Source organism: Parafrankia colletiae, from assembly GCF_001854655.1.
GTDB classification, from domain to species: Bacteria; Actinomycetota; Actinomycetes; order Frankiales; family Frankiaceae; genus Parafrankia; species Parafrankia colletiae.
This window is the reverse complement of the sequence record NZ_MBLM01000002.1, coordinates 507,575-534,137: the sequence shown is the minus strand read 5'-3', so window position 1 is coordinate 534,137 and position 26,563 is coordinate 507,575. Positions and strand designations below refer to the sequence as shown.

Annotated in this window: 19 protein-coding genes, 1 tRNA gene and 3 pseudogenes; 12 read left to right on the top strand and 11 right to left on the bottom strand. The window is 70.4% G+C overall.

The features are described from left to right. Positions 1–14 precede the first annotated feature (14 nt). Both CC117_RS02320 and CC117_RS02315 read right to left on the bottom strand, forming a co-directional pair. Positions 15–2,549: a hypothetical protein gene (locus CC117_RS02320; protein WP_241829743.1), complete on the bottom strand. Its 2,535-nt coding sequence runs from the start codon at positions 2,547–2,549 to the stop codon at positions 15–17. 90 nt (positions 2,550–2,639) lie between these two features. Then, entirely contained in the window at positions 2,640–4,190 is a 1,551-nt protein-coding gene (locus CC117_RS02315) for a glycosyltransferase family 2 protein (RefSeq protein WP_071081999.1), read from the bottom strand. A 385-nt stretch (positions 4,191–4,575) separates the two neighbouring features. Here CC117_RS02315 and CC117_RS39720 point away from each other — a divergent pair, with 385 nt between their 5' ends. Beyond that, a complete protein-coding gene (locus tag CC117_RS39720) occupies positions 4,576–4,935 on the top strand; it encodes a DUF5999 family protein (RefSeq protein WP_321572575.1) in 360 nt (119 codons plus the stop codon). 274 nt (positions 4,936–5,209) lie between these two features. Beyond that, a complete protein-coding gene (locus CC117_RS02305; RefSeq protein WP_071082083.1) occupies positions 5,210–6,703 on the top strand; it encodes a bifunctional phosphatase PAP2/diacylglycerol kinase family protein in 1,494 nt (497 codons plus the stop codon). Positions 6,704–6,880: 177 nt separating this feature from the next. On the opposite strand, the gene CC117_RS02300 is transcribed toward CC117_RS02305, so the two are convergent. Both CC117_RS02300 and aceE read right to left on the bottom strand, forming a co-directional pair. Continuing rightward, the gene (locus CC117_RS02300; RefSeq protein WP_071081998.1) at positions 6,881–7,720 is read right to left on the bottom strand and encodes a hypothetical protein; all 840 of its coding nucleotides are present in this window, start codon (positions 7,718–7,720) and stop codon (positions 6,881–6,883) included. Between the two features lie 709 nt (positions 7,721–8,429). Next, positions 8,430–11,246, bottom strand: coding sequence for a pyruvate dehydrogenase (acetyl-transferring), homodimeric type (aceE, locus tag CC117_RS02295; RefSeq protein WP_071081997.1), 2,817 nt, complete (start codon positions 11,244–11,246; stop codon positions 8,430–8,432). A gap of 442 nt (positions 11,247–11,688) precedes the next feature. On the opposite strand from aceE, the gene CC117_RS02290 reads away from it, so the two are divergent. Then, the gene (locus tag CC117_RS02290) at positions 11,689–12,078 is read left to right on the top strand and encodes a YjbQ family protein (RefSeq protein ID WP_071082082.1); all 390 of its coding nucleotides are present in this window, start codon (positions 11,689–11,691) and stop codon (positions 12,076–12,078) included. A 399-nt stretch (positions 12,079–12,477) separates the two neighbouring features. Continuing rightward, entirely contained in the window at positions 12,478–12,915 is a 438-nt protein-coding gene (locus CC117_RS02285) for a DUF3052 domain-containing protein (RefSeq protein WP_071081996.1), read from the top strand. Positions 12,916–13,498: 583 nt separating this feature from the next. Here the strand turns inward: CC117_RS02285 and CC117_RS02280 are convergent. Next, on the bottom strand, positions 13,499–14,215 hold the full coding sequence (locus CC117_RS02280; protein WP_241829742.1) for a DUF4234 domain-containing protein: 717 nt from the start codon (positions 14,213–14,215) through the stop codon (positions 13,499–13,501). 678 nt (positions 14,216–14,893) lie between these two features. On the opposite strand from CC117_RS02280, the gene CC117_RS02275 reads away from it, so the two are divergent. Together CC117_RS02275 and CC117_RS02265 are read left to right on the top strand one after the other, a co-directional pair. Next, entirely contained in the window at positions 14,894–15,352 is a 459-nt protein-coding gene (locus CC117_RS02275) for a peroxiredoxin (protein WP_018635884.1), read from the top strand. A 921-nt stretch (positions 15,353–16,273) separates the two neighbouring features. Beyond that, positions 16,274–16,345: transfer RNA gene (locus CC117_RS02265), tRNA-Val, on the top strand. A gap of 179 nt (positions 16,346–16,524) precedes the next feature. Here the strand turns inward: CC117_RS02265 and CC117_RS02260 are convergent. From CC117_RS02260 to CC117_RS33985, 5 genes and pseudogenes are all read right to left on the bottom strand, one after another. Continuing rightward, entirely contained in the window at positions 16,525–16,815 is a 291-nt protein-coding gene (locus CC117_RS02260) for a cell division protein SepF (protein ID WP_071081995.1), read from the bottom strand. Between the two features lie 145 nt (positions 16,816–16,960). Beyond that, a pseudogene (locus CC117_RS02255) lies at positions 16,961–17,857 on the bottom strand (tyrosine-type recombinase/integrase); the annotation flags it as partial. A gap of 56 nt (positions 17,858–17,913) precedes the next feature. After that, positions 17,914–18,270: a hypothetical protein gene (locus CC117_RS02250; protein WP_071081994.1), complete on the bottom strand. Its 357-nt coding sequence runs from the start codon at positions 18,268–18,270 to the stop codon at positions 17,914–17,916. Between the two features lie 524 nt (positions 18,271–18,794). Next, positions 18,795–19,109, bottom strand: a pseudogene (locus CC117_RS02245) (helix-turn-helix domain-containing protein); the annotation flags it as partial. After that, positions 19,106–19,378, bottom strand: a pseudogene (locus CC117_RS33985) (type II toxin-antitoxin system RelE/ParE family toxin); the annotation flags it as partial. The pseudogenes CC117_RS33985 and CC117_RS02245, both read right to left, overlap by 4 nt. Positions 19,379–19,443: 65 nt before the next feature. Here CC117_RS33985 and CC117_RS37220 point away from each other — a divergent pair. Continuing rightward, positions 19,444–19,611 (top strand): hypothetical protein, encoded by a 168-nt coding sequence (locus tag CC117_RS37220; protein WP_157905334.1) that lies wholly within the window; start codon positions 19,444–19,446, stop codon positions 19,609–19,611. A gap of 59 nt (positions 19,612–19,670) precedes the next feature. On the opposite strand, the gene CC117_RS02240 is transcribed toward CC117_RS37220, so the two are convergent. Beyond that, complete coding sequence (locus tag CC117_RS02240; protein ID WP_241829740.1) at positions 19,671–20,798, bottom strand: glycoside hydrolase family 53 protein; 1,128 nt, start codon at positions 20,796–20,798, stop codon at positions 19,671–19,673. Between the two features lie 691 nt (positions 20,799–21,489). Between CC117_RS02240 and CC117_RS02235 the strand changes: the two genes are divergently transcribed. The 5 genes from CC117_RS02235 (at position 21,490) to CC117_RS02215 (ending at position 26,139) form a co-directional block, all read left to right on the top strand. Beyond that, positions 21,490–23,313, top strand: coding sequence for a glycosyltransferase family 2 protein (locus CC117_RS02235; RefSeq protein ID WP_241829739.1), 1,824 nt, complete (start codon positions 21,490–21,492; stop codon positions 23,311–23,313). Between the two features lie 145 nt (positions 23,314–23,458). Further along, the gene (locus tag CC117_RS02230; protein WP_241829738.1) at positions 23,459–24,154 is read left to right on the top strand and encodes a vanadium-dependent haloperoxidase; all 696 of its coding nucleotides are present in this window, start codon (positions 23,459–23,461) and stop codon (positions 24,152–24,154) included. 68 nt (positions 24,155–24,222) lie between these two features. Beyond that, a complete protein-coding gene (locus tag CC117_RS37805) occupies positions 24,223–25,266 on the top strand; it encodes a hypothetical protein (RefSeq protein ID WP_198541690.1) in 1,044 nt (347 codons plus the stop codon). A 379-nt stretch (positions 25,267–25,645) separates the two neighbouring features. After that, a complete protein-coding gene (locus CC117_RS02220; protein ID WP_241829737.1) occupies positions 25,646–25,846 on the top strand; it encodes a hypothetical protein in 201 nt (66 codons plus the stop codon). Positions 25,847–25,860: 14 nt separating this feature from the next. Beyond that, on the top strand, positions 25,861–26,139 hold the full coding sequence (locus CC117_RS02215; protein ID WP_241829736.1) for a ribbon-helix-helix protein, CopG family: 279 nt from the start codon (positions 25,861–25,863) through the stop codon (positions 26,137–26,139). The last annotated feature ends 424 nt before the right edge of the window (positions 26,140–26,563 follow it).

Sequence of the window (26,563 nt, the reverse complement as noted above, 5' to 3'; positions counted from 1 at the left end):
GTACTGAGCGGGCGTCAGCCGGATGTCGGCTGGCCGCCTGCTGGCGGCTGTTCTCCGCCTCCGCTGTCGTCCGGGGGCGTGGTGGGCTGGTCCCAGCCGTCCTGCCGGCCGGGCGCCTGGCTCCCGGCTGCCCCGGGAGATCGGCGGGGCCTCACTCGCTCGGCGCTCCCGCCGGAACGGGCCTCGGGCGTGGATGTCCGGGCGGCCGGCGTCGGCATCCGGGCATCCGGGCCGCGACTCACCGGGGGCCGTGTCGGCCGGGCGGGCACGGGGGCCGTCGGGCCCTGGTCGGAGGTGCCGTCGCCGGACGGCCGGCGCTGGCGTTCCCTGGCCTCGTAGGTGACGCCGGGAGGCCGCTTCGGTAGCCCGGCGGGCCCCACGCCCGCCGCAGGGCCGCCCGCGCCCGCCGGGGTCTGGCGTGCCCGCGGACGTACCACCGGCTGCCGCGGTCCAGGACCAGAACGTGCGCCCGGGCCAGGACGGGTACCGGAGCCGGGCGGGGGAGCAGGACGGGTACCGGAGCCGGGCGGGGGAGAAGGTGGCCCGGGCTCGACCGGCGGCTCGGTGGGATGGTCGTCGACCGGCTCCCCGGGAATCGTCGGCGGGTCGGCGTAGAAGGAGCCGGCCGGGCCGGCGGCGGCGGATGGGCCGGGTGGGCGGACTGCACCGGGCCAGCCGGCGGAGCTGGCTGCCGGCGACGTTCCCACGGGCAGGAACGGATCATCAAGGCGGAACGGTGCATCGGGGGTGGCGCGGTCGTCGGGTGCGGTGCCCGGCGACAGGCGCCACGGTGTCTCCGCGGCGGTGCGGCGTTCGCGCCAGGCCAGGACCAGCAGCTGACCCTGGCGCGTCGCGAGAGCTGCTGCCGGCGGTAGCAGGAACAGCAACGGCAGCATGTACCGGTAGTCGAAGCAGACGGTCGCGGCGGGGATCACGACCACCGCCGCGCTCGCCGCGACCAGGAACAGGCAGTCCAGGCCGGTCCGGCGGCGCTCGGAGGTCAGGTCGTGCCACCGTGCGCGCCCGTCCCCGCCGCGCAGGCCGGCGGGGACGATGCGCGGCAGTGCAGCCAGACAGGCCAGCAGCCCCAGCCCGGCGGCGGCTGCCAGCGCGGGGCCTGGGGTGTAGCCGCGGGTCTGGTACGAACGCAGGACGCCGGCCCACGGCTGGGCGAAGTCGCGCGCGGGCCGGTCGGCCTCGCCCTGCAGGCCCAGCAGCGGCTCGCTGTTGTGCAGGTGGCGGGGCTCGTCGTCGGTGGGGAACCGCCAGGTGGCGTCGGGCCAGTCCTGGGGCCCGATGGGGCGCCCGGGCCGGAAGAAGTGCGCGATGTCCGTGCCGACCGTGTTCAGGTAGTCGGTGGGCTGCGCGGTGATGACCTGCCGGGCGAAGTCCCTGAGCAGCTCCTCCCGTTCGGCGGCGGAGACGCCGAGCCGGTTGGCGGGGCTGTTGCGATCCCAGACGTAGTAGCTCGGGTCGGGCCGTTCGCCGACCGGATGCGGTGAGCACAGGGCGAGCTGCTCGGGCCGCAGGTCGAGTTTCGCGCAGTCGGCGATGGGGGCGACCCGCCCGTACAGCCAGGCGGCGTCACCGCCGGTCAGCCCGAAGCTGCCGTGCGCGGTGCTGAACCAGGAGGCGTAGGCGATCAGCGGGGCCGCGAGGAAGACGCCGAACACCGAGACCCGCAGCCAGCCGAGCCGTCGCGCGACGACGTAGCCGAAGGCGAGCAGGCCGAGCGCCACGCCGATCGTGCGCACCAGGCCGGAGGCGCCGAGGAGCAGCCCGGCGAGGGCGAGCGCCCAGACTGACGGGCGCCTGGACCACATCAGAGCAACGACGGCGGCGACGAGAAGGGCCGCGAAGACCGTCTCGGCCATCACGAAGTGCTCGATGACCACCTGGTAGGCGTCGAGCAGGAGCGGAGCCGCGGCGACCGCGGCGATCGGGGTCGCGACCCGGCGGTGGACGAGCAGCGCGTAGAGGGCGGTCGCCAGCAGGAGTCCCAGCAGGTGCTGCACGACGGGCACGACCCACAGGTCCGCACCGGCCTCGACCAGCACCCGCAGGAACGCCGGATAGCCCGCCGGGCGCATCGGGTCGGGTTCTGACAGCTCGGACAACCGGATGTACGCGTACGAGTCGCCGCTGAACTCGAATGCCGGCCGGAAGCCGACCACGGCGGCGAGGCGCAGCGCAACGCCGACGACCAGCAGGACTCCGAACACGGCATGCCGGACGAGGAAGGAGGACCGTCCGCCGGCGGAACGCGCCTGGGCGGCCTCCGTCGCCTCCCCGAGCTTCCGGGAACGGGCCGCACGCCCTGATCCCGGCGGAGTCGCGGCGGGGCCCGGCGCCGGCGCACCGGAGGGCTCGGCACGCCCCGCCCTTCCGGGTACCTGATCCGGCCGGGCACGGTGCGTCCCGGCCAGGCTCACGGGTCTCCCGGCTGCCTGGTGCGCATGGTCGTCGGGCCGCCCGACGCCGCCGGGAGCCTCGGGATCCGCGAGTGAGCCGGAGGCGCCGGCCTGTCCTGGTGCCTTCACAGGAACCATGGTCCACGATCCATCCCGGAAATTGTCCGAATGGTCCCCTTCGGGCCCCCGATTGTGTGTGTGGATCACGTTGTTCACCGATCCGCGTCGTCAGTGCTGGTGCGCGGGAATTCCGAGCGGGGTGCCCGGTGGGCCCGCGGGGGCCGGAGCATCCGCGCTGCTCCGGCCGCCRCTCTGGCCCCGGATGGCGGCCTCGCTGGCCGGAGCCGCGGTCTCGTCTGGCACCGCCGCCGCCCCCGACCGGGGCAGGCCGGGCGTCGCGGCGTCGCCTTCCGCGGCCTGATCGGTGCCGGGGGTGGGGGTGGTACTGCCGCCGACAGGCCAGGGGGCCCCACCGGTGGGTGCCGCGCCGGTGGCTGCCGCTGCCGCGGCCCCTGGCGCCCAGCCGGAGCGGCCGTGCCCGCCGCTCGGCCCCGCGGTCACCAGCCGCAGGAAGAACGAGCCGAAGGCCGTCTGCGCCCCGAGCACCATCAACGACATCGCCAACAGGGCCGGTCGCAGCTCGTTGAGCGGCCCCATCGCGTTCGCGAGCCACCGCGCCAGGACGAAGCCGTCGATCGCCAGGCCGGCGGTGAACAGGACGGCGCCGAGCGCGAGCCCGCGTTCCAGGGTGAAGTGCCGGTGAATGGACGTCAGCGGCCAGCGGCGGCGTTCCTGCCACCCCGCCGCGTGGTTGTGGACGTCCGCGAACACACCGAGCAGCACCAGCTGCCAGCCGAGAATGGTGAACAGGGCGAACAACACCGAAAAATGCAGGTCAAGGCGGTGAAACCCGAGATCCAGCGAACCGGGCAGGAGCGCCAGCTGGCCGACGGCGCCCAACCCCAGCAGGACGAGGCCGGGCAGCACGAAGAGGTGACGCGGCGCCAGCAGCAGCATGAACCGCAGGTGGCGCCAGCCGTCGCGCAGGGAGTGGAGCTTGGAGGCGCCGACCCGCGGATGGTAGGTGATCGGCACCTCCTCGATCCGCAGATCGGCCCGCCCGGCGGCGATGACGAGCTCGGAGGCCAGTTCCATGCCCTCGCAGCGCAGCTGCATCCGCCGGTAGGCGTCCGTCGTGAAGGCACGCATGCCCGAATGGGCGTCGGACGAGCGGACGTCGAACAGCCGGTTGAGGATGCCGGTCAGGACCGGGTTGYCCACGTACCGGTGCAGCCACGGCATCGCCCCGGGAAGAATCTCCCCGGCGAACCGGGAGCCCAGCACGTAGTCGGCCTGGCCGGCGCGCAGCGGCGCGAGCAGGGCGCCGAGGTCGGCGAAGTCGTAGGTGTCGTCCGAGTCGCCCATGACCAGGAAACGGCCCCGTGCGGCCGCGAAACCGGCCAGGTAGGCGTTGCCGTAGCCGCGTCTCGACTCGGCCACGACCCGCGCGCCGGCCGCCGTCGCGACGGCGGCGGACCCGTCCGTCGACCCGTTGTCCACGACGACGACCTCACCGGCGACCCCGGCCGCGGACAGACCCGCCAGCGCCTTGCCGACGCAGATGCCGACGGACCCGGCCTCGTTGAGACACGGCATGACGACGGAGACCTCCGGCCGGCCGACGGCCTGCGGGAGCGCGCTGTCGGAGCCCGTGCTGCCGGAGCCCGCGTCGTCAGTGCTCGTACCAGCGGCGCCGGCGGTACGCCAGTCGTTCACCATGCGTGACCCCCCACAGGCCTGGAGCAGACAGGACGGCGGCCGGACCCGTGGCCCGGCCCCGCACCGGCCTGGTTGCCCCGGCTGGTCGAGGTGGGCACGTGGGGAACTGAGCGACCTTCGTCCGTTGTGGCTTTCACCCGGCGTGGCGTGCAGTCCTCGTCCGGACCAATCCTGCGGTCCAGGCAGGCCGAACGCTCGGCGTCGGGCTGCAATCTACCGATGTGCCGCAGCGCCGAGCGATCGCCGTCGGCAGCGGCCACGCCGAGATACACCCCGGCGCAACGGGCGGCCACCCAGGAGCCTCGACGGGCTCCTGGGCTGTGACACGCCGGTGGGCCCACAGGCGCCCCCGTGTGACGTGCCTAACGGAGAGGCGTAGCCTCTGGTGCTCGTGCACCAAGGAAGTGTTTTCGACCAGGCCCCGGTCACGCCGGCGCCAGCGCCGGGCGGAGAGCCGTCCGGCGACCCCTCCTCTGCTCCTTCCGCCGGACGTCGGCGGTGCCCTCACGACCCGCCGTGCCCGGCTGCGGACAGCGCCGATCACGACGCGGCGGTGGTCACCAACCGGCACTGCGACCAGGGCTGGAGCCTCCTCTGTAACGGTGTGATCCTCTTCGAGGACACCGGGGAGATCCTGCCCACCGGCCGCACGGTGGAGCCCCGGCGGCCCCTGCCGCGACCGGGATGCGTCCCGCGGCCCCCCGCGCCGCGGCGTTCGGCCGCGGCCACACCGACGCCGGTCTGACCTGCGCCGGTCCAGGCTGGTCCGGCGTGGGCCGGTCCGGCGTGGGCCGGTCCGGAGGCGTCGCCGGACCGCCAGTGGGTCCACGGCAGCGCGGAAGGTCGGTTTGTACCGGGCAAACGGGTACGGTTCCGGCGTGACGTCCCCGCGACGGATTCCGCGACCCTCCCTTCGCGACCGCGTCCCGCGTCTTCGCGAGGGCCTCCCGCTCCTGCTCGACCGTGTCCCGGTTTCGCCGCGCGACACGTCCGCGACCGCCGGCGTCGCACGGTTCCTGATGCGGCACGACGTCGAGCTCGCCCGGCGGTTCGTGCGGACCTGTACCGCCGTCGACCGCGCGATGTTCTCCTCGATCGCGGGTGCCCGGCCCCTGGTCGACCCCCTGCTGCCCCGGCTCTCCCACGCCGCCGACCACGGGCTGCTCTGGTGGGGCGTGGCGGGTGCGCTGGGCGCGTCGAAGGGCCGCCGACGCCCGGCTGCGATGCGCGGCCTCATGGCACTGGGAATCGCCAGCGCCGCCGCCAACGGCCCCGCCAAGCTGCTGTTCCGCCGGGACCGGCCGCCCACCCACGGGATCCCGCCGCTGCGCCGGCTCGGCCGTGACCTGACCACCTTCTCGTTCCCGTCGGGGCATGCGGCCTCTGCCGCGGCCTTTGCCACCGGCGTCGCGCTGGACTCGCCCGGTGCCGCGCTGCCGGTTGCCGCGCTGGCGTCGGCCGTCGCGTTCTCGCGGGTCTACGTGGGTGTCCACTACCCGGGTGACGTGATGGCCGGCGTCGCGCTGGGTGTCAGCGCCGGCCTGCTCACCACGAAGATCATGCCGCGGCGCCCCTGGACCCCGGCCCGGGCCAGGCCGGCGTCGGCCTGGGCCCCCGAGCTGCCGGACGGGACGGGTCTCGGTGTGGTCGTCAACTCCCGCTCCGGGGCAGGCCACCACGACGACCTCGTCGCCGTCCTGCGTGCTGACCTGCCGGGCGCCCAGGTCGTCGAGGTCGGCCCCGGCGAGGACGTCGGCGCCGCCCTCGAGCGCGTCGCAGGGCACAGCCGGGTGCTCGGCGTCGCCGGCGGTGACGGCACGATCAGCGCCGCCGCCTCGGTGGCGCTCGCCCGGGGCCTGCCGCTCGCGGTGTTCCCCGCCGGCACTCTGAACCACTTCGCCGCCGACATCGGCCTGGCCGGGCCGGGGGACACCATCAAGGCGGTGCGGGAAGGCACCGCCGTCGCGATGGACCTGGGCCAGGTGGACGGGCTCGGGGCCGGCGGGACCCGTTTCGGCCGGGTCTTCGTGAACACGGCGAGCCTCGGCGGCTACCCGGACATGGTGCGGGTCCGGGAACGGTTCGAACGCCGCATCGGCAAGTGGCCGGCGATGCTGCTCGCGCTGAGCTGGGTCCTCTGGAACGACTCGCCCTTCGAGGCGGAGATCGACGGGGAGGCCCGGCGAGTATGGCTGATCTTCGTCGGTAACGGCCGCTACATGCCCGACGGCTTCGCTCCGACCTACCGGACCCGTCTCGACGAGAGCCTGCTCGACCTGCGGGTGGTCGACGCGGAGGCGCCGCTGGCCCGGCTGCGGCTCGTCGGCGCCGTCCTGACGGGGCGGCTCGGCCGGTCGCGTGTCTACGAGCAGCGCACGGTGGAGCGGGTGCGGATCTCGTCCAGTCAGGCCGCGCCGCTACCGTTCGCGAGCGACGGCGAGGTCTCGGAGGGCATCCGCCGGATCGCGGTCACCACCAGTGCGGCCCGCCTGGTGGTCTACCGGCCGGCCTGACGTCCGGACGGGGCGTGCCCCGGTGTCGAGGCCGGTGCCCGCTGGGCGATCTCCCGCCGTCGCCGGGACCCGACCAGGCGGTCTCCGGTCCGAGCCTCAGGCTGCGCGGTCGGGCCGGCCTCCAGCCCGACCGCGCAGGGCGCGCGTTCCTGGGTCCCCTGGGGTCCCTGGCTGCCGTCAGCCTCCTGAGGCGCCCTGAAGCGGTATCAGTGCCCGCAGCGGGGTGGTGAGCTGGGCGAAGACCTGCGGGTCGAGCAGGTCCTCGACGAGCAGCGCGCAGGCGAGGTCGGCGCAGAGCTCCATCACCCGCTCGTCCGACAGCGAGTCGGGTGCGGTCGCCAGCCGGCGGCACGCCGGGCACAGCCGCCAGAAGCCCTCGGCGGCACTGCGGCGGACCAGTGTCCACACCCGCCGCCGGCCGGTCAGGACGGCGCTGTCGAAGGCCCGCTCCATCGCCACCTGGTGGGCCTCGTCGTCCCGGGTGAGGACGGTCGCCAGCAGGCCGTCGAACACCTCGAGACTGGCCGGGTCGTGGCAGCGGCGGGCCAGCCGCGGCAGGGTCGCCAGGACCCGCTTCACATCGGCGGCCGCCGGCCCGAGATCAGGTTCGTGCGAACGGACCCGCGGGTAGACCGTCCGCCAGGGCCGCAGAAGGGCGGTGTACTCCGAGCGGTTGAGGATCGGCTTGGCGTAGGCACCCGCGAGTGCGTCGCGCATCGCCCGCAGCGCGGTGGAGGTGATCGCGGGATCGAGGGTGACGAACTCCGCGCCGGCCAGATCGTCGGCGTAGATCGCGGAGAGCGCGTCGAACGCGGCGAGGACCTCCACGATGAGCGGAGAGTCCGGCGCGAGGGCCTTGTCCCGGGCGGAGGCGAGCTGGCCGGAGTTACGCCACATGGCGGCGAGCGACACCAGCTCGCTGTCCGTGGTGTGCACCAGCTGCGCGAGGATGCCGAGGATCCCGCGGAGGTTCGGGTGCTCCTCGAGCCGATCGATGCGGCGAGCCCGGAGGATCATGCCTGCCGGCCCGGCTGGCGGGTGGCCGCCGGAAAGGCGACCGGACCGGTGCTCCTCGGGACACGCGACACGTGCTCCTCCTTGATCTCGTGGCGACCGGGCCGCGGCGTGCCTGAGCCGGCGTTGAACCGCGCGGGTGCACCGGACACAGGGGGCACCACGCGCCGGCCGGTCACCTGCCCCCGGTGAGGGCGGTGCCGTGGCGCGGCGGGCACTGCACCGCGGGGCACGCCCCGCGGCTTTTCGCGGACCGCCGGCTCACGCGTGACTGCGTCGCGTGGCCGTTGGCCGTAGATGTCACTCCCGAGACAATAGTGTCGCCGGTGACAATCCGGAACCGATTGCCGGTGACAGCTTGTCACAGGGAGCGCTGGGCTGGTGGCATCGTTGGTGTACAGATGCTAGCCGGTGTACGGCGGGAGCACGGTGAATGCGGAGTGTAGTGAACGCGTTTGGTTACGCTGCGTGCCGGAAGATGCCGAGTGAGTCGTGCCCCCGTGTCGTAGCCGGCCGGGGCCGCCACCCGGGGTCGAGTCGGTCCCCCTGCGAGAGGGCGACTGGGCCGGGGGCGGTCGCGGTGAGGAAGCGGCCCGGTACCGGCAGGGCGTGCTGTCACCCCCACGGGCGTGCCCGTCACGCGCCCGCCGCGCTCCCGCGGCGGGCGTATGACGGGTGTGTTCCGGGCGGATGACCGCCGGAGAGTGTGTCGTCAGCCGGCGACGGCCGGCTCGTCCTCCTCCACGGTGGCGTCGACCGTGACCTCGCCCGCGCCGTCCTTGCGCAGCCCGTAGCGGCGGATCGCGTCGTCCACCACGGCCTGCTCGACCTCACCCGAACGGGTCAGCGCCTCCAGGGTCGCGACGACGACCGACTCGGCGTCGACGTTGAAGTGACGCCGCAGCGCGGCCCGGGTGTCGGACCGGCCGAAACCGTCCGTGCCCAGCGAGGTGTAGGCCTGCGGCACCCACCGGGAGATCTGGTCCGGCACGGCCCGCATCCAGTCGGAGACCGCGACGACCGGGCCGGGCGCCCCGGCGAGGATCTGGCTGACATACGGCACCGCGGCCGGCTCCTCGGGGCGGAGCAGGTTGTGTCGCTCGCAGCCGAGCGCCTCCCGGCGCAGCTCGTTCCAGGACGTCACCGACCACACGTCGGCGGCGACCCCGTAGTCGGCGGCCAGCATCTCCTGGGCGGACAACGCCCACCGCATCCCCGTGCCGCTGGCGAGCAGCTGTGCCCGCGGCGTGGACGTGTCGCTCGGTGCGCCGGCCGACCCCTCGTCGCCGCCGGTGAGGGCGTCCGCGGTGCGGAAGCGGTACATGCCGGCCAGGATCTGTGCCTGGTCGAGCCCCGCCGGCTCGGCTGGCTGGGGGACCGGCTCGTTGTAGACGGTCAGGTAGTAGAAGACGTTCTCGTCCCGCTCGCCGTACATCCGGTCGAGCGCGTCCCGGACGATGTGCGAGATCTCGAAGGCGAACGCCGGGTCGTAGGAGACACAGGCGGGGTTCGTGGACGCGAGCAGCAGGGAGTGCCCGTCCTGGTGCTGCAGGCCCTCACCGTTGAGCGTGGTGCGCCCGGCGGTGGCACCGAGGAGGAACCCCCGGCCGAGCTGGTCGCCCAGGGCCCACATCTGGTCGCCGGTCCGCTGGAACCCGAACATCGAGTAGAAGACGTAGACCGGGATCATGTGCTGGCCGTGTGTGGCGTACGCGGAGGCGGCGGCGATCACCGAGCCCATCGACCCGGCCTCGCTGATGCCCTCGTGCAGCATCTGCCCCGTCTCGGACTCCCGGTAGGACAGCAGCAGCTCCCGGTCCACGGCCTCGTAGCGCTGCCCGTGCGGCGAGTAGATCTTCGCGGTGGGGAACATCGCGTCCATGCCGAACGTGCGCGCCTCGTCCGGGATGACGGGCACGAAACGGCTACCCATCTCCTTGGTCTTCATCAGGTCCTTGAGCAGCCGGACGAAGGCCATCGTGGTCGCCACCGGCTGCTTGCCCGAACCACGCCGCAGTTCGTCGAAGATGGACTTCGGCGGCTGCGCGAGCGGGCGGGCGCRCACCACCCGGCGGGGGATCGACCCGCCGAGCGTGGCCCGGCGCTCCCGCATGTACTGGATCTCCTCGGAGTCCGCGCTCGGGCGGTAGTACGGGGGCAGGTTCCCGTCGAGGGCGGAGTCCGGGATCTCGAGGTAGAGCCGGTCGCGCAGCTCCTTCAGCTCCGACTTCGAGAGCTTCTTCATCTGGTGCGTGGCGTTGCGGCCCTCGAAGTCCTTGCCCAGGGTCCAGCCCTTGATCGTGTGGGCGAGGATCACGGTGGGCTGGCCGGTGTGCTCGGTGGCCGCCTTGTAGGCCGCGTAGAGCTTGCGGTAGTCGTGGCCGCCGCGGGAGAGCTTGCGCAGGTCGTCGTCGCCGAGGTCGGCGACCATCCGGCGCAGGCGGGCGTCCGAGCCGAAGAAGTGCTCCCGGATGTAGTCGCCCGACGACGTCGAGTAGGTCTGGAACTGCCCGTCCGGGGTCGTGTTCATCCGGTGGACGAGGACGCCGTCGGTGTCCTGGGCGAGCAGGGGGTCCCAGTCGCGGCCCCAGACGACCTTGATGACATTCCAGCCGGCGCCCCGGAACAGCGACTCCAGCTCCTGCATGATCTTGCCGTTGCCGCGGACCGGGCCGTCCAGCCGCTGCAGGTTGCAGTTGACCACGAAGATGAGGTTGTCCAGCTCCTCGCGGGCGGCGACGCCGAGCGCCCCGATCGACTCGGGCTCGTCCATCTCGCCGTCACCCAGGAACGCCCACACCTTGCTGCGCGACGTGTCCTTGATCTGGCGGTTGAGCAGGTAGCGGTTGAAGCGTGCCTGGTAGATCGCGTCGATCGGGCCCAGCCCCATCGACACGGTCGGGAACTCCCAGAACTCCGGCATCAGGCGCGGGTGCGGGTAGGACGACAGCCCGCCCGGCTCGCCCTCGCGGCGGAACGCGTCCAGCTGCGCCTCGGTGAGACGGCCCTCGAGGAACGCCCGCGCGTAGATGCCGGGCGAGGCGTGACCCTGGATGAAGATCTGGTCGCCGGAGTCGCTGCCGGGGGAGGAGGTCAGGTGATCCTTGCCGCGAAAGAAGTGGTTGAAGCCGACCTCGTACAGGCTGGCGCTCGACGCATATGTCGCGATGTGGCCACCGACGTTGTATTCGGGCCGGTTTGCGCGGCTCACCATGATGGCGGCGTTCCACCGGATGTAGGCGCGGATGCGCCGCTCCACGTGTTCGTCGCCCGGGAACCAGGGCTCCCGCTCGGGCGGGATCGTGTTGAGGAAGTCCGTACTGGTCAGGCCGGGTACACCGACGGCCTTCTCACGTGCGCGCTCGAGGAGTTTGAGCATGAGGAACCGTGCCCGGCCCCGCCCGGACTCCTCGATGACGGCGTCGAGGGACTCGAGCCATTCGCTGGTTTCGGACGGATCGATGTCCGGCAACTGGCTCGGGAGCCCGTCGGTGATCACCGAGAACTTCCGCGTTGTGTCCTGCGCCACGCCAAACTCCTGCTCTCCGTAGCTCCTGTGCCGATGCCCTCTCACTATCGTGCTCCGTCTCGACACGGCCGTCACGCACGCCCTGCCTACCGAGCGGTAGCAAAACTGCATCGTCGTGACCTCATATCACCTGATCAACACCCGCGATATGACCACCTGTCGAGAGGCGGCGACGTTGTGTCGTATCTGATGGAGGTGGGTCGGTCCGGGGTCGCTGGTCGTGGATGCTTCGGACCGGTACCCGACTCCGGACCGTGCACGTCGAGCCGGGCCGTGGGGCTGGCTGCGGGCATGCCGTCGTGCGCCTATCGCGTAACCGGTGTGACATATCCGACCGGTCGGACCACGCGAAAGAAACACCCTCGGATTGGGGGATCGAGTGGGGGACCGCACAGCGAACGCGCATCGCGAAGGAGAGGACATCGCCGTGGAGACGACCACGATGACGGTGCACACCGGACGTCACGACCGGATCGTCGACCTCACCGCCGCGGCCGCGGAGTTCGCCGCCGGGCGCGGAGACGGGCTGCTGTCCGTCTTCGTCCCGCACGCGACCGCCGGGGTGGCGATCCTCGAGCTTGGCGCCGGCAGCGACGAGGACCTCCTCGCCGCCCTGGCCACCCTGCTGCCCGCCGACGACCGCTGGCGACACGCACACGGCTCACGAGGACACGGCAGATCACACGTGATGCCGGCCATCGTGCCACCTTCGCTGACGGTGCCCGTCCTGGACGGCCAGCTCGCTCTCGGCACCTGGCAGTCGGTAGCCCTGGTCGACCTGAATGTGGACAACCCCGAACGGACTGTCCGGTTGTCCTTCCTTCCTGGCTGACGGCCCGCCGCCTGCGGCCTCCGGCGGCAAGTCGCTGCAGCTGCGACCCCGGTCGGGCCTGGTGACAGCCCTCTGGCCGGACGGACGGGTTCCGAGAGGTCGGACATCACATACCCGCAGGTTGGGCCAATGGTGACATCATGTCGGTGGGTTTGCCGGCACGGGTTGACGGGACGGCCTGACGGTAGCGAGATTGTGTCAGCGGAGATCGTTGTGGAACGGCCGGCATCCCCCTGCTTGTCCACAACCCCCGGCGTGGCACTTGCGCACCCACCGGATGGTCCGGTGGACTAGGCCCACGGCGGGGCGCGAGAGCGGATCGTCGTCGACCGGTCCGCCCACGACCGGGGCGCCTCGCCACCGCGAGGTGTCGTGTAGACGAGCAGGAGGTATCGGAGGGTGAGTCCGACCGCGGCGAACGCCGAGGGTCAGCGCCGTGCGGAACGTCTGGGAGTCGCGGCAGGCACATTGGTCCAGTCGCTCAACGAGGACGACGACATCGCCCAGGACCTGCTTGACGCGGTCACCACGGCGAGTGGCACCGAGCTCGTTCCGGAGGACTCCGACGACGTGATCGACGTCGTCCTCCTCTGGTGGCGCGAGGACGACGGCGATCTTGCCAACGCCCTCATCGACGCGCGCAGACAGTTGTCCGAGGAAGGCGTGATCTGGCTGCTCACCCCCAAGGCGGGTCGCGAGGGCCACGTCGAACCCAGCGACGTCCTCGACGCCGTGCCCACCGCGGGCCTGGTCCAGACCAGCACGGTCAGCGTCGCGGCCGAATGGGCCGGAATGCGACTGGCAGCGCCTAAGTCGCAGCGGGTCCGCCACCGCTGAGAGCGCCTGGTACCCAGCCGGGGATGGCGACGGTGGCGTCGTCATCCGCTTCGGCGCGCCCCGGGCCCCGGCGGTGCGCTGCCGTCAGCGCGCGGTCTGGTGCCGAGGAGGTTGGTGGCGCCGGCTGCCCGTCGTAGGAGCGTGAGGGCGCAGGCCCTCCGTCGGCGAGCGGCTGCGGGCGGCCTGCGCTCGCTCCGAACCCTGGCGACCCGCCGGGCCACCAGCCGGTAGGCAGAGCGGGTCGGGGCCTGAGCGGCAACGCGTCCTGCGCGAGCCAGCCAGACTGGATGATCGGCCGTCCGGCCGGGTTGTCTCTCACCTGCCCGGGTGAGGTCAGGCGTCCACGAAGCCCACGGAACTCATGGATGTCCGCCGTGGTCCGGGGCTCGGCCCGGTGGCGCGACGGCGCGGGCACGGCGCGTTCCTCGCGCGGAGCTCCCTCTGCGTCACGGCCTCTGCGTCCTCTGCGTCACGGCCGGCCGCCGCGGTCTTCAGCACTCCGGGGATCGCTCCTGAAGCCTCCCGGAGCCTCCCGAAGCGCTGAAGTCACACCGGACAGATCGATGACTCTGCCGTGACAGGCTCAGAAGCTCAGCGGTACCTGCTGGCCTTCCACCGCGCCGGGGTAGCGGCTCCAGATTCGGTTGATCTCGAACTGGAGGTAGAGAGTGCCACCGCCGATGAGCCACAGCACCATGGCCAGCCCCGGGCTGATCTCCGGTACGCCGGCCGCGCGCTGCGCGTCGCGGGTCCGCGTGCCGAGCCGCCAGGCCGCCACAAACGGCGGAACAATCAGAACCCAACCAATAAGAAATGCCAGGAGGGACAGCGTCGGATTGACCTTGATGCGCGGGTTGTAGGCCGCGAGCTCCTTGTTGGTCTTATAGACCCACACCAAGCCGTAGATGCCCAGCGTGATGATCGGGAGACCGAGCCAGACCGCGAACGGGTTCCGCCGCTTGCCGAGAACTCCGGCGCCGACCGGGGAGGCGCCGACCGGCGGCGGCCCGTATCCCGGGGGTACCGGATAGGTCTGGTTGCCGGGGTACGGCTGCGGGGGGTACGGACCCTCTCCGCCCGACGGATACGGGGGATGGGGCTGACCGCCCGGCCCGGGCGCGCCCGCCCCGTAGTACCCGCCAGGGCCACTCGGGCCGCCGGGGYCGGGCCCAGGCTGGCCGCCGGGGAACGAACCGAAGGTGCCGCCCTGCCCAGGCGGTGRCCCACCGGGGCCTCCCTGGCCGCCGGGTCCCCAGCCGGGCGGGCTGGGGGGTGGCATCTGATTGGTCAAGGTGGTCACGACCTCCCTGCTGTCGGCATCCGTGGGCGACCGACAGCCACCCCGCGGACTCGCCCATGGCCAAGGCCACAGGYCAGATCACCGGCCGGACGTGCATTCCGTGCCAGTTGTCTTCCGTGTTGGCCGGCCCGATTGTTCACCGTGGCCGTTGCCCGGTCAGACTAGGGCACCGGAGTCACAGAAACCTGCTCCCGCGCCTTTCTGTCGGATCCTTGACCGGAAATGTGCGTTCCGTATCCTTCCCGATACCCCTCGGATTCGAGTCCTGTGGGTGGGGCGCCTCCGCCCCCGACCGGCTGGACGTCCTCGTCGATCGGACGTCGCCCGGCCGGATCGGCGTCCCCGGATCGGGTTGCGCGRCAACCTGTAGATCGGCCGTTGTGTGCGTCGATGTGGCCTCTGGGAAGCCCGCGTGCCCTGGAGGCCCACGGGCCCCGTCGCGGCGGGCCCACCCCGCCGACCTGGAGCTGTCGCGTCGGACGGCCAGGCCTGCGCACTGGTGGGCGCTGCCGGCAGGGCACCGCGGACGTCCCGGCTCCGGCACACCGGCAGCGGGCGGGCGCCAAGGCCGCCTCCCGCGGTGGCATGCTGGCGGAGAGACCCGACAGGTCGCGAAGACTGTGAGGTCGAGCAGCACCCCAGGACGCGCAACCTAACCGCAATCGAGAGGAAGAGCTCGTGACCGTCGACGTCGGAGCCGTCGCCCCTGACTTCTCGTTGAAGGACCAGAACAACGAGGTTGTCACCCTGTCCGACTTCCGGGGCCGCCGCAACGTCGTGCTCCTTTTCTACCCGCTGACCTTCACCGGCGTCTGCCAGGGCGAGCTGTGCTCCGTCCGGGACGACCTGGGCTCCTTCCAGAACGACGACGTGCAGGTGCTGGCCATCTCCGTCGACTCCGCCTTCGCCCACAAGGTGTGGGCCGACCAGCAGGGCTACGAGTTCCCCCTGCTCGCCGACTTCTGGCCGCACGGTGAGGTGGCCAAGGCCTACGGAGTCTTCAACGAGGAGAAGGGCATCTCCCTGCGCGGGACCTTCATCATCGACAAGGAGGGCAAGGTGCGCTGGAAGGTCGTCAACAACATTCCGGACGCACGTGACCAGGCCGAGTACCTCAAGGCACTCGCCTCGCTGTAGCTCTGACGAGCCGGCGGGCGGGTTACCCTGCTCCGTCGGGCTCCCGCACGGAAACCTCATGTGGGCCCACGGGCCCCGTGCGGGGCCCGTGTGGGAGCCCCGCGAGGTCGGGTGCGGCCACGTGCTCCGCCGGACTCCGAGGACGGTGAACCTCATGCCGTGTTTCCGCTGCAGCTCACGTCAGACCGACCCGGTCCGGGGAGCGAGCCCCTGGCACCGTGTGGTCGTCAACGGCGAGCAGGTCCTGGTCTGCCCGACCTGCCGCCCCGCCCCGGAATGGGACACGGTCCTTGACCGGTGCGACCGGTGTGCCTCCACCCGCCTCGCCAAGGCCCTCGGAACAGTCCTCTGCCGCGACTGCGGGGCGCGCAAGGAGCCCACGCCTGCCTCCCCGTTGCCGGCTCCGGAGGCGTCCGGACCGCCCGACGGGTCCGGCCACCTCCCGCTGCATCAGCGCCCACCGTCACCGCGATCACCGCAGCTGCAGACGTCCCGACGTCCGGCGTCGGCAACCGCCCAACTCCACCTTCTGGAACCGTCCACGCCACCTGCGGCCAATCCGCCGCAGCCCGCCGCTGCCCGCCCTGCCGATGTCAACCCAGCGGACTCGTGCGTAGTGGACGTGAGCGCGGCAGGCGCCCAGAAGGACAAGGAGACCACCGGAGAACCTCGGGTGGATGCGCCGCCGCCCGCAGATCGTTCGGCCGAGCCGGCGGCGCGCTCCAGCGACCTGGCAGCCGATGTCGACGCGGCCCTCACCCGTATGTTCGGCAGGCCTCGTCCCGTCTCCTGACCCACGGCTCGCGATCATCCGCTAACGTTGCCTCCTGGCACGGTGAACCTCCTGATGCGGAGGAGAGCCGCGCGAGCAGCCAGATGTCACCGGTGCTGGCCCTGCGTTGCGTAGGCTGGCACCATCCCGGGCGCGTAGCTCAGCGGGAGAGCGCTCGCCTTACAAGCGAGTGGTCGCAGGTTCGATCCCTGCCGCGCCCACGCGCTGATTCCGCGTGCTTGTCGATCCTTCGGATCGCCTGCGGCGCAGCCGTAATGCTAGCCGGGGGGACGTCCCCCCGAAGCCCCCCGACGGGCGCCTGCGGCGCCTCTGTGGCCCAGGAAATCGGCCGTTTGTAGCAACCCCTGCCGTGGCTGGGGCGGGTCCTGGGTGGAGTTGATCAGGAGCTGTAGCGGTGACGGAGCTGCTGTTCCTGCTCTGCGGGAAGATCTTGTCCGGCGACCAGGTAGACGCCGACGCCGAGTGTGGATGCCTCGGCGCGCAGCGCGAAGGCCGCGCCGATGACGTAGTCGCGGACTCGCTGGGCATCCGCGGCCTCGATGGCGCGTAGATCCATGATGACAGGGCCCTTGTCGCGGATGGTCTCCACGATCCGGCTGCAGTCGGAGAGCGTCTCGACCATGATCGTGTCTGGCTCGTTCGGCTCGTTCGGCTCGTTGGGATTGGTCACCCCAGCAGGTCTCATACGCAGATTGTCCGTCAACGTCACCACCTGAAGCCCCATTGCACCCACCTCCGCATGGTTTCGGAGGAGACAAGGTTGCTGTCGCCCTCCGAAACCGATCGCCGATGGCTGCCGCCGGGGTACCTGCTCGTCAGCCTCCGATCAGGTGATCGTCGAGGCGGGCCAGGGCAGTGCGCTTCTCCGCCATCGAGGAGTGGGCGTAGATCGTCATGGTGACTTCGATGGCGGAGTGGCCGGCGATCTCGCGGACGGTGTGGGGTGGGACGCCGAGGTTCAGGAGCAGCGTGACGCAGGTGTGGCGGAGGCCGTGGAAGACCACCTCATCGATGCCGGCCGCCTGACGGAGTGGGTCCCAGGTTCGGCGCAGGTTGCCGGGGTCGATCATTGTTCCGATCTTCGTGGTGAACACGTGATCGGTGTGYGTCCAGCGGTCGCCGGCAGCGTCTCGTTCGGCGTCCTGGAGCTTGCGGTGTTCGGCGAGGGCGTCGGCGACGAAGCCGATCAGCGGCAGGGTGCGGAACGACGTGTCTGTCTTGGGGGTCACCAGGCGGAGCGCGCGGCCGGTGCGCTGGAGGGTGCGGCGGATCGTGAGGGTGCCGCGGTCGGTGTCGATGTCGGCCCACTGGAGTCCGAGGAGCTCCCCGCGGCGTAGGCCGAGGAAGAGCGCCAGGACCACGAGCGCGTAGAGCCGGTCACCGGCCGCCGCGTCGAGCAGTGCCCGCGCCTGCTCGACGGTCAGGCCGCGGTTGATGCCGTACTGCGGTGGTGTGATCTTCACGAGCTTCGCGACGTTGCGGCGGATCAGTTCCTCGCGGACGGCTGCCTGCAGGCCGTTGCGCAGCACCGAGTGCGCCTGCTGCACCAGTCGCCGGGACGGGAGCGACCGGCAGCACTGGCCGATCGCGCAGCACCGCCGGTTCTCCACCCGCCGCCGGGTGTCGAGCCCGCGCCGGCAGCACAGGCAGGAGTTCTCCATCTGCCCAGGCCGGCTGTGCTTTCGGCACCTGGGAAGCCCGGTAACCGTGTACCCATCGCTGAACCCGAGCCGACGGACGTAGGTGGACACCGGTGAGCTGACGGCGCCTACTCGGGTCGGTGCGGGGGAGCGGTTCTGTCCAGGCGGCGGCGCACCAGGTCGCTCGCGTAGAGCAGTATTGGTTCGACCACCAGGAAGATTATCCACTCGGCCAGGCCGTATGCTGCGTTGGTGAGCCAGAAAATTTGCTCGGGGGAGAAGGAGAGGAAATTCTGAGCATTTATTTCGGACGCAGGAATCGGGCCGGGTAAACGGATGAAGTAGAAAAAGCAGAATCCTGCCGCCGCCGGGAGACCGGCAATCCAAGYCCAGAAAAGCCAGTCCAGAGGTCGACCCGACAGTTGGCGTGCCATGTGCGCGAGCCAGAACACCAGCCCGATGACGGGAACCATGATCTGACCCACGGGTAGCTCCCCGGTCTTCTTTGTGTCGCGACGGCAGTCCCGTCACGATGACCACACTGGGTGCTCGACCCGTCTAATTCTACCGGCCGCTCTCGGAGATCCGCAACCCGCACCGGCCGCATACCAGGGGCAGGTGCTGGAGACAGTCAGTCTTCCGTGATCTGTACTCGACGGAATCCGGGCCCGTGGGTCGTCAGCCGCGCCGTCGGAGTAGGAAATCGCGCAGGGAAGGATTGTTCTCCTCGCATGTGGTGGAGTGGACCCGGGTCCGTGGCGCGGGCGCGTTGGGAGGAGCGCGTGCAGACTCACCAGCGTGGCGAGAAACGGGTACTTCGATCGAAACTCCCCGCACTCGTCGAACAGGAGATCTGGGCGCTCCTGCTCACACGCCACGCTCCGAGTGCACGTCAGGTTGAGACAGGTCAGAGCCCTGCAGCCGATCACACGGCGCGGGGCTCTGTGCTTGCCGGGGCTCGAGTACTGCAGTCGGACTGATCAAACGGTCGTGGCGAAACTGCGGCTGACGCGATCGCCGCGATGTCCCCGTCGTCGAAGTAGATCGCCTGGTGCAGCCGGCCACCGAGAGCAGCGGCGTAGCGCGCAACCACGTCCTGACCGGACAGCGAACCCTGCTCGATCTGCGAGATCCGCCCCTTGGTCACACTCATTCGCTCCGCCACCTGTTGCTGGGTGAGACCCCGCGCCCGACGCACCTCAGCAAGCCGATGGCCCACCGCGACCGCGAGAAGCTCCTGCCTGCCGGCAGCGACCGCGTCCTCCCCACCGGCCCGGGCTACCTGCTCAGCACGGATGTCAGACCACCGTGTGCAATCGCTCATCGCCGATCGCTATCTTCCTGACCGCGTTCCACCAGATAGCTCTTGTAACGCTGCTCCGCCGGCGGGATCGCCTCGGCATACCAGGCGTTCCACTGCCCAGCCTTGTCCCCGGCGACGAGCAGGATGCTCGAACGCCACGGATCGAAGCAGAACAAGATCCGGACCGTCCCCGGCCTGAGTTCCTTCAGGTTCGGCAGCGACGAGCCGCTGATCGTGTCGACGAGCGGTCTACCCAGACCTGGGCCGACCTCTGCGAGAAGATCGATTGCTGAATTCCCGTCACAGGCCGCGGCGAAGGCGAAGACGGTGCCGCCGCCGGCGAGAACGGATCGATGTGACCGCGCAGGAACTACGACTGGAGTCGTTCTTCCTCAGCGACGACGCCACCCGGGCGGCCTGGTCCCGCCTGCGCGCCGCAGGGGAGCGACGTGGTGTCGTTCCCGGTGAGGTTCGGGTCTCTCCCGAGGACACGCGGGACGGGATACCAGGTGCCCCGCGCTGAGACGATTCTGAGGCGTCGTCCCGGCGGTCGCGCGCTTCGTCGCCTGGTGTGATCTGCGTTCACAGGCCGGCGGCGTCGGGGGGTGCGAACGCGGCGAGGCTGGGCAGCCCGACCCCGTCCCGGTCGAACATCGCGAGGTTCGCTCCGGGGATCGGCTCGCCGGGTTTGGGGGCAACTGTGAGCCAGCCGGGCTCCCAGGCGAGGAACCCCAGGCCTCGGCCGTCCGGAACGTCGTGGAGGATCTGCCGCAGCTCGGCGAAGAAGGCTGCCTGCCCGGCCGGCGTCGCCGGCACTGTCATGGCGTCCGGTAGCTGGTCGGGGGACGTGACCCAGTCGCCTGGCCCGGGGTCGACCAACGTCCACGGATACGCGGTCTCCGCGATGAGGATGTTCCGGTGGTACTGCCGGGCCAGGCCGTCGAGCGTCGCCCGTAGCGCCGCCAGGGAGCCGTTCCAGTACGGGTAGTAACTCACTCCGATGACGTCGAACGCGGTGACBCCCGCCTGGATGAGGTTGCCGAAGAAATACTCCGAGCGGCCGAGGTCGCCCCCGCTGTCGACGTGGAGGACGATGGCCACGGGCCGGCCCGACGCGCCTTCGCGGGCACCCTCGATCGCGCTGTTGACCAGCTCCGCGAGGCGTGACCACTGTGTTCGTGTGCCGTCCCGGACATCGCCGAGCGGCCAGAGCATCCCATTGGTGATCTCGTTGCCGATCTGAACCATGTCGACGGGTGTTCCCTGCGCCGCCAGTCTGGCGACCAGCCCGCGTGTGTATTCCCGGACCTTCGCTGCCGTCGTCACGAGATCAGCGCCACGCCACGCCACCGGGATCTCCTGTAAATGCGGGTCCGCCCAGAAGTCGGAATAGTGTGGATTAAGTACTATTTTTAACCCCGCGTCCGTCGCGCGGCGTGCCAGGGTGAGGACAGACTGCTCGTCGCTGTATCCGACGGGCGGATCGACCCAGACCCGGAGCCGGACGTAGTTCGCGCCGTGCGCCGCAAGGATCCTTTCGATGGGGAGACGCCGCCCGCCGTCGGAGAGGCCGGTCCCAGCAGCCTCCTCCTGGAGCGTGAACGAGATGTCCGCGCCCCGGACGCCGAGGGCCTCGCGTGACGGTCTGTCGCGCCCGGTCAGGACGGTGACCGTTACCGCCACCGTACCCGCGGYCACGATCAGGCTCACGATGTGAATCACGCGCACGGCGCTGCCACGCATGGGTCTCGGTTCCTCTTCCCGCAGGTCGCTCGCCCGCCAGCCGTCCGCCGTGTGCGTGCCCGGGGACGRTGACTCCGGGCCGCCGATTCACCGCATTGTCGTGGAGCGCGCTCGGCGCGCGTACCGACGGTGAAATATACGCTTCACCGACTTTCCGATCCTCGATCTTGGTTGCTGGTCTATATGGACTCTCGCCCGGTGACGCCGGACCGTCGGTGTCGGCGGTCACGCTGGGCACTGAGGTGGTCGCGAAAGGCGCCAAGCGTTGCCAGTCGGATGATAGTGGTCTAGCCTCGCACATCATCCGGGCTATGTTGACATTTGTGTGGGTGTCCCGGTCGCATGCCTGGGCTTGGGGGGCGGACTTGCGGTGGCAGGTAATCGGGCGACGAGCTGATCGTCAGTGTTGGTCATGACGATGAGAAATCACCGTTTGTCGCGGAGGCGTTCGCCGGAGCGGGGTGCTTCTACTCGCGGGTGATCCCTTCGCCTCTGTGGCCTCGCCTTTCTTCCGTGTGACCGGCGGGGGCGCTCGTCCTCTCCGTGCACCTTGTGTGCGGGGACGCATGGTGGCTCTTTTCTTCGCCGCTCGTCGAAACGAGCGCGCGCATTCTTCTGGGGGAGACCGGTGAATGGTCCGGTGCGCGAGGCGTACGTTTTGGAGGATCTGGCAGGTGGTGCCGGGCCGCTGACCGTCCCCCTGCAGTACCAGAGGTTAACGCCAAGCCTCCTGGAAACGGTGTGGGACCATGCCGGGAACCGGGTCCGGTCGACGTCCGTGATGAGCCGGTGGCAGAAACTGCAGTACTGGCTGATCACGGTGGGGTGGCTGGCTGCCACGGTGTTCTTCTGGTGGTGGTGGCTACGCGCCGACAACATCGGCTCGACCGTGCTGTTCGTGCTGATGTCGGTGTCCTTCTTCTACGTGGGTACCCTCCTGGCGGGGATGTATCTGATCTTTGTCGGGCACATGCGGCGGCCCGTTCCCATGCCGGTGCGCCAGGCGGAGATCTCGGCGCCGATCCGGCGGGTTGCCGTCATCAGCCTCACCGTCCCCGGCTCGGAGTCCCTCGAGATCGTCCGTCGCCAACTGGTGGCGATGAGCAGGATCAGATATCCGCACGACAGCTGGATACTCGTCGACAAGGTTTCCTCACCGGAGATCGAGGAGCTCGCCCGGTCGGTAGGTGTCCGATACTTCTCGCGGCATGACGAGGCCCGCTGGGGGCGGGAGGGGGTGGTCGGCTGGAATCGCCGGCTCCCGCCGTTCAAACGCAAGACCAAGGCCGGCAACGTCAACAGCTGGCTGGATGCCCACGGCCACGAGTACAGCCACTTCACCCAGCTCGACATCGATCACATACCGAACCCCGACTACCTGGACCGGGTGCTCGGCTACTTCGCCGACCCAAAGGTCAAGTGGGTGCAGGCGCCGAGTGTGTATGGGAATTTCGAACACTGGACCGCCCGGGGCGCGGCCGAGCAGGAACTGGGTCTGCAGGGACCGCTTCAGATGGGGTTCTTCGGGTTCTCGCGGACGCCCTTCATCATCGGGAGTCACTGCACCTACGACACGGCCGGCATCCTCGAGATCGGCGGGTTCCAGCCGACCAGGGCGGAGGACCACCTCGACACCGTCTGCCTGGCGGCGCGCGGATWCCAGGGCGTCTTCGTCCCGGATGTCATCGCGACCGGTGACGGGCCCGAGACGTTCGAGACTTATCTGTCGCAGCAGTTCGCGTGGGCGTACTCGATGATCGAGGTCCTCCTGCGGCACACGCCCCGACTGCTCCGCCGGTACGGACTGCGGCAGGCCGTCCAGTTTCTCTTCGCTCAGACCTGGTACACGCTCTGGTCGCTGTCGATGCTGATCCTCTTCGCGCTGCCGCTTCTCGCGCTCTGCCTGAACCAGGCCATCGCGAAGGTCCACTATCTGGACTTCCTCGCCCACAGCGTTCCGCTGAGCGTCGCCTCGCTGCTGATCTGGTGGTGGAGCCGGCCGTGGCACGTGCCGACCGGTATACGGCTGACCTGGCGCGGGATCGTCCTGCATRCCGCCCGTTGGATCGTGGTCCTCTCAGCCCTCGTCCAGGTCGTCCTCAAGGTCAAGAAGCCATACATGATCACGAAGAAGGGGGTGGGGGGTGAGGCCGGAGCCGTCTCGCTGCGACCCTTGGCTCCCTACGTCGCGATGGTGGTCGTCCCGCTCGCGGCCTGCTGGACCTATCTCATCGTCCATCACGCGGGCGGRAGATCGGGCTATCTTTTGTTCGCCCTGCAGGACTCCCTGACCTTCCTGCTGGTCCTGTCCGTCGTGATCCTGCAGGAGGTCCGGCTGTCCGGAGACGGGGGTACGCCGCTCGCCGTTCGGCTGCGCCGCGCGGCGGCGCCGTTGGCTACGACGGGACTGCTCACGGCCGCGACAGTTGCCACCGCGATCGCCTCCTGGCACCCGATCTGGGTGGCGCTCTCCTCTGCGTGAGGGCGTGCGGGCGGGTGCGCGCCTCAACGGATGCCGTTGTCGACAGCGCCTGACCGGGCGCTATGACGTGGAAGCCCTGCGACGTCGGGGTGGGCGGCGGCGGAAGCACCAGCACGGTGCGGCGTCGCAAGGTGCCACGGCATGGGTGGCGAACCTCAGGCCGTTCCTCATCCCGACCGCGTCGATGTTCCGTTCGGCCGGCCCGCCTGCGCTGACCTCCGCCCAGTACGCCCGGGACTTCAACGAGGTCAAGACGATCGGCGCGGTGAACAGCACAACCCGGACGGCCGACCAGACGCAGGCCGCGATCTGGTGGCACGACCGGCACCTGGGCGAATGGGAGATCAAACGTCAGCTCACCACGGGCCAGCGTCTGAACATCCTGCAGACGGCTCGGATGTTCGCGATGGTCGACCTCGCCGAGGCCGACGCCACCACCGCCTGCTTCAACGAGAAGGCGGCCTGGACGTTCTGGCGGCCGGTCACCGCCATCCAGCTGGCGGACACCGACGGCAACCCGGCCACCGCGGCCGACCCGAGCTGGATGTCGCTGCTCGTCACGCCACCGCACCCCGACTTCACGTCCGGGCACACCTGCTTTACGGCGGCGAGCAGGTCGGCGCTGGCGTACTTCTTTGGCCGGGACGACATCGCCTTCAGCGCCTACAGTGCGGCTTCGGGCACCACCCGGCATTTCCGGGGCTTCTCGCGGGCCGTCGCCGAAGTGATCGAGGCTCGCATCTGGGGTGGCATCCACACTCGTACGGCGGTGACCGAAAGCCCGCGACGAGCGGGAGTGGCCGGGCGGGCTTCTCCGGGCGCGCGCCGCCTGGCCTGGTAGCACCATCGAGACATGGCCAGTAGCACCGGCCGCCCCGTGTCCGTCGACGCGGGCGGCAGGCGTGGCTGGTGCCGACCCGGTGGTCCCGGTGGCGGTACCGGGCGCTGTCCGCATTGCTCGGGGCGGTGCCCGCCGTGGCGTTCCCCGCGCTGTCGGCGTGCCCGGTCGGCTTCCTCGGGGTGGTGCCGGCAACCCTGGTGATCGTGGCGGCCGCCGTCCCGCGGGAGGCGGCGATCCGCGCCTGGTGCGGCGGTACCGGGTTCTTCCTGGCGACCTGCTATTGGCTGGTTCCGAACACCGGTCCGTACATCGTCGTCCTCGGCCTGGCGCCCGGCGTCACCTGGATGCCGTGGGGCGTCCTGGTCTGGACCGCGCCGCGCCCCCGGCTGCCCTCCCAACCGCCTGGGTACCGCCGTCTTGCCTGGGCGCTGGGCGCAGTCCCGTCCGGCTGGGTGATCGGGGAGTTCGCCCGGTCGCGGGAGGGCTTCGGTGGGCCGTGGGCGCTGCTCGGTGCCAGCCAGTGGAACGCCCGACCGTTTCTGCCGCTGGCCGCCGTCGGTGGGGTGTGGCTGCTGAGCTTCCTGCTCGCCGCTGTCAACCTGCTGGTTGCTGCCGCGGTCATGCCGGGCCTGCAACCGGGACGGCGGCGGCCGTGGCGGGCCGGCGTCGCGCTCGTAGCCGGCCTGCTCGTTGCCGTGATGGCGGCCGTGCCCACCCCGGCCAACACCGGCACGCTCACCGTTGGTGGCGTCCAGCCAGGCGTCGTCCACGGTGCCGACGTGCGGTTCGCCGACGGGGAGGCGGCCACCAGAAGCCTGGTCGGCGCCGGGGTCGACCTGGTCGTGTGGGGGGAGAGCAGCGTCGGGTGCCACGGTGCTGCGGGTGGTCCGTCTGCACCGCGCCAGGCGCTTCACGACGGGGTGATTCGGGGTGGCAGGGCGGGGCTGTCCGCGCCGACGAGGTTGTACGGACGCTCATGGCTCAGGCGAGCTGTTCGAAGCGGTGCCACTGGCCGGAGACGAATGATATCCGCCATTTCGCGTTTCGGGCCCAGCTGTACTAGGGATTGTTTAGGCACCACACAACTGTGGCAACGTCGCCCTCGAAGCTGACCAGCGCGTGCTCAGCGATCGAACGCGCTGGTGTTCGCTGGCTCGCGTCTAATGTCCGAGGATGCGGCGCAGGATCTGGTCGACCCGCTGCCGCAGGAGAAGGTCGCGAGTGGAGGTGCGCTCGACGCGGTAGGGCGTGCATGCCGTGCGACAGTCGCCCATCGCGCCGACGAATCGGCGTCATCGGTGCATCCTGGCGGATGGCGGCCGGCTCATCGGACTCGCTCCGGGTGGTCCAGTGGGCGCGCTGGTCCGGTCTCGACGCTTCCGGACCCTCGGGTGCGCCGCGCTCTGTGGCGATCTGGCCGCAGGTCTAGGTTTCGTATTACGATATTGGATGTGGAGATCCACCGTTCGGCGCGTAAGCACGGCGTGGCCGATGCGGACATCATCCACGCTGCGACGGGGTACCTGGTCGAGCTACTCGCTCGATGACGAGAACCCGCAGCGGGAGCTTCGGCTGGGTCCGGATCGGGCGGGCAACCTTCTGGAGATCGTCGTCCTGCTCCTTGACGGTGGCACCGAACTGATCATCCGCGCGATGCGGATGCGTCCGAAGTACCGGGGTCTCCTGCCGTGACAAGGAGGGGTGAGATGACAGATGAGACAGGGCGTGTCCCCACGTCAGGTGGGGTGCCGGTAACCGACGAGCTCGTGGCGCGGCTTGCTGGGGAGGCCGAGTCCGGCTATGACGTGGAGGTTCTGCGGCGCCGGGGTGGGCGGCGGCCGATCGGGTCGGCGCCGGGGGAGGTCGTGCYGGTGCGGCTTGATCCGGAGCTGCGTGCGGCCCTGGCGAGCCGCGCGGCTGCGGATCACACGAATGCCAGCGAGGTGATCCGGCAGGCCCTCCGCGCCTGGCTCGACGTCGCCTGACGGCGCGAGACTCGTGGGTGGAGYGTTCGTTCCCATCGAGTGACCCCATGCCGCTCGTCCGGGAGGTCTGGCAGCGCTGCGAGGTGTGTGATTCGCGTCATGCCGGATGCTTCGGGATCATATCGATAGAGATCGTTTAGACACAACTCAATTGTGCGCCGGACGCTCCTTGGTGACCTGCATAAATGCAGGTCAAGTACAGCGTTGGCCCCATAGCGCCTTACAGGCGAGTGGTCGCAGGTTCGATCCCTGCCGCGCCCACATGCTGGTTCCGCGTGCTCGTTGCTTTTCGATCAAGCTCGTGACCGGCGCTTTATCTGTCGGGGGTCGAGCCCCCGATAATGCGCCTGCGGAGCTTCCAGGCTCCGGCGGCTGGCGGCAGTTAGGCGCAACTCAACTGTGCGATCATGTGCACAGTTGATCA

Excerpts from the sequence above, each read along its gene's own strand:
- CC117_RS02305 (WP_071082083.1), top strand. The coding sequence starts at position 5,210 with ATGCGGCACGACGTCGAGCTCGCCCGGCGGTTCGTGCGGACCTGTACC.
- CC117_RS02300 (WP_071081998.1), bottom strand. The coding sequence starts at position 7,720 with ATGATCCTCCGGGCTCGCCGCATCGATCGGCTCGAGGAGCACCCGAAC.
- CC117_RS02290 (WP_071082082.1), top strand. The coding sequence starts at position 11,689 with ATGACGGTGCACACCGGACGTCACGACCGGATCGTCGACCTCACCGCC.
- CC117_RS02320 (WP_241829743.1), bottom strand. The coding sequence starts at position 2,549 with ATGGTTCCTGTGAAGGCACCAGGACAGGCCGGCGCCTCCGGCTCACTC.
- CC117_RS02220 (WP_241829737.1), top strand. The coding sequence starts at position 25,646 with ATGCGGACATCATCCACGCTGCGACGGGGTACCTGGTCGAGCTACTCG.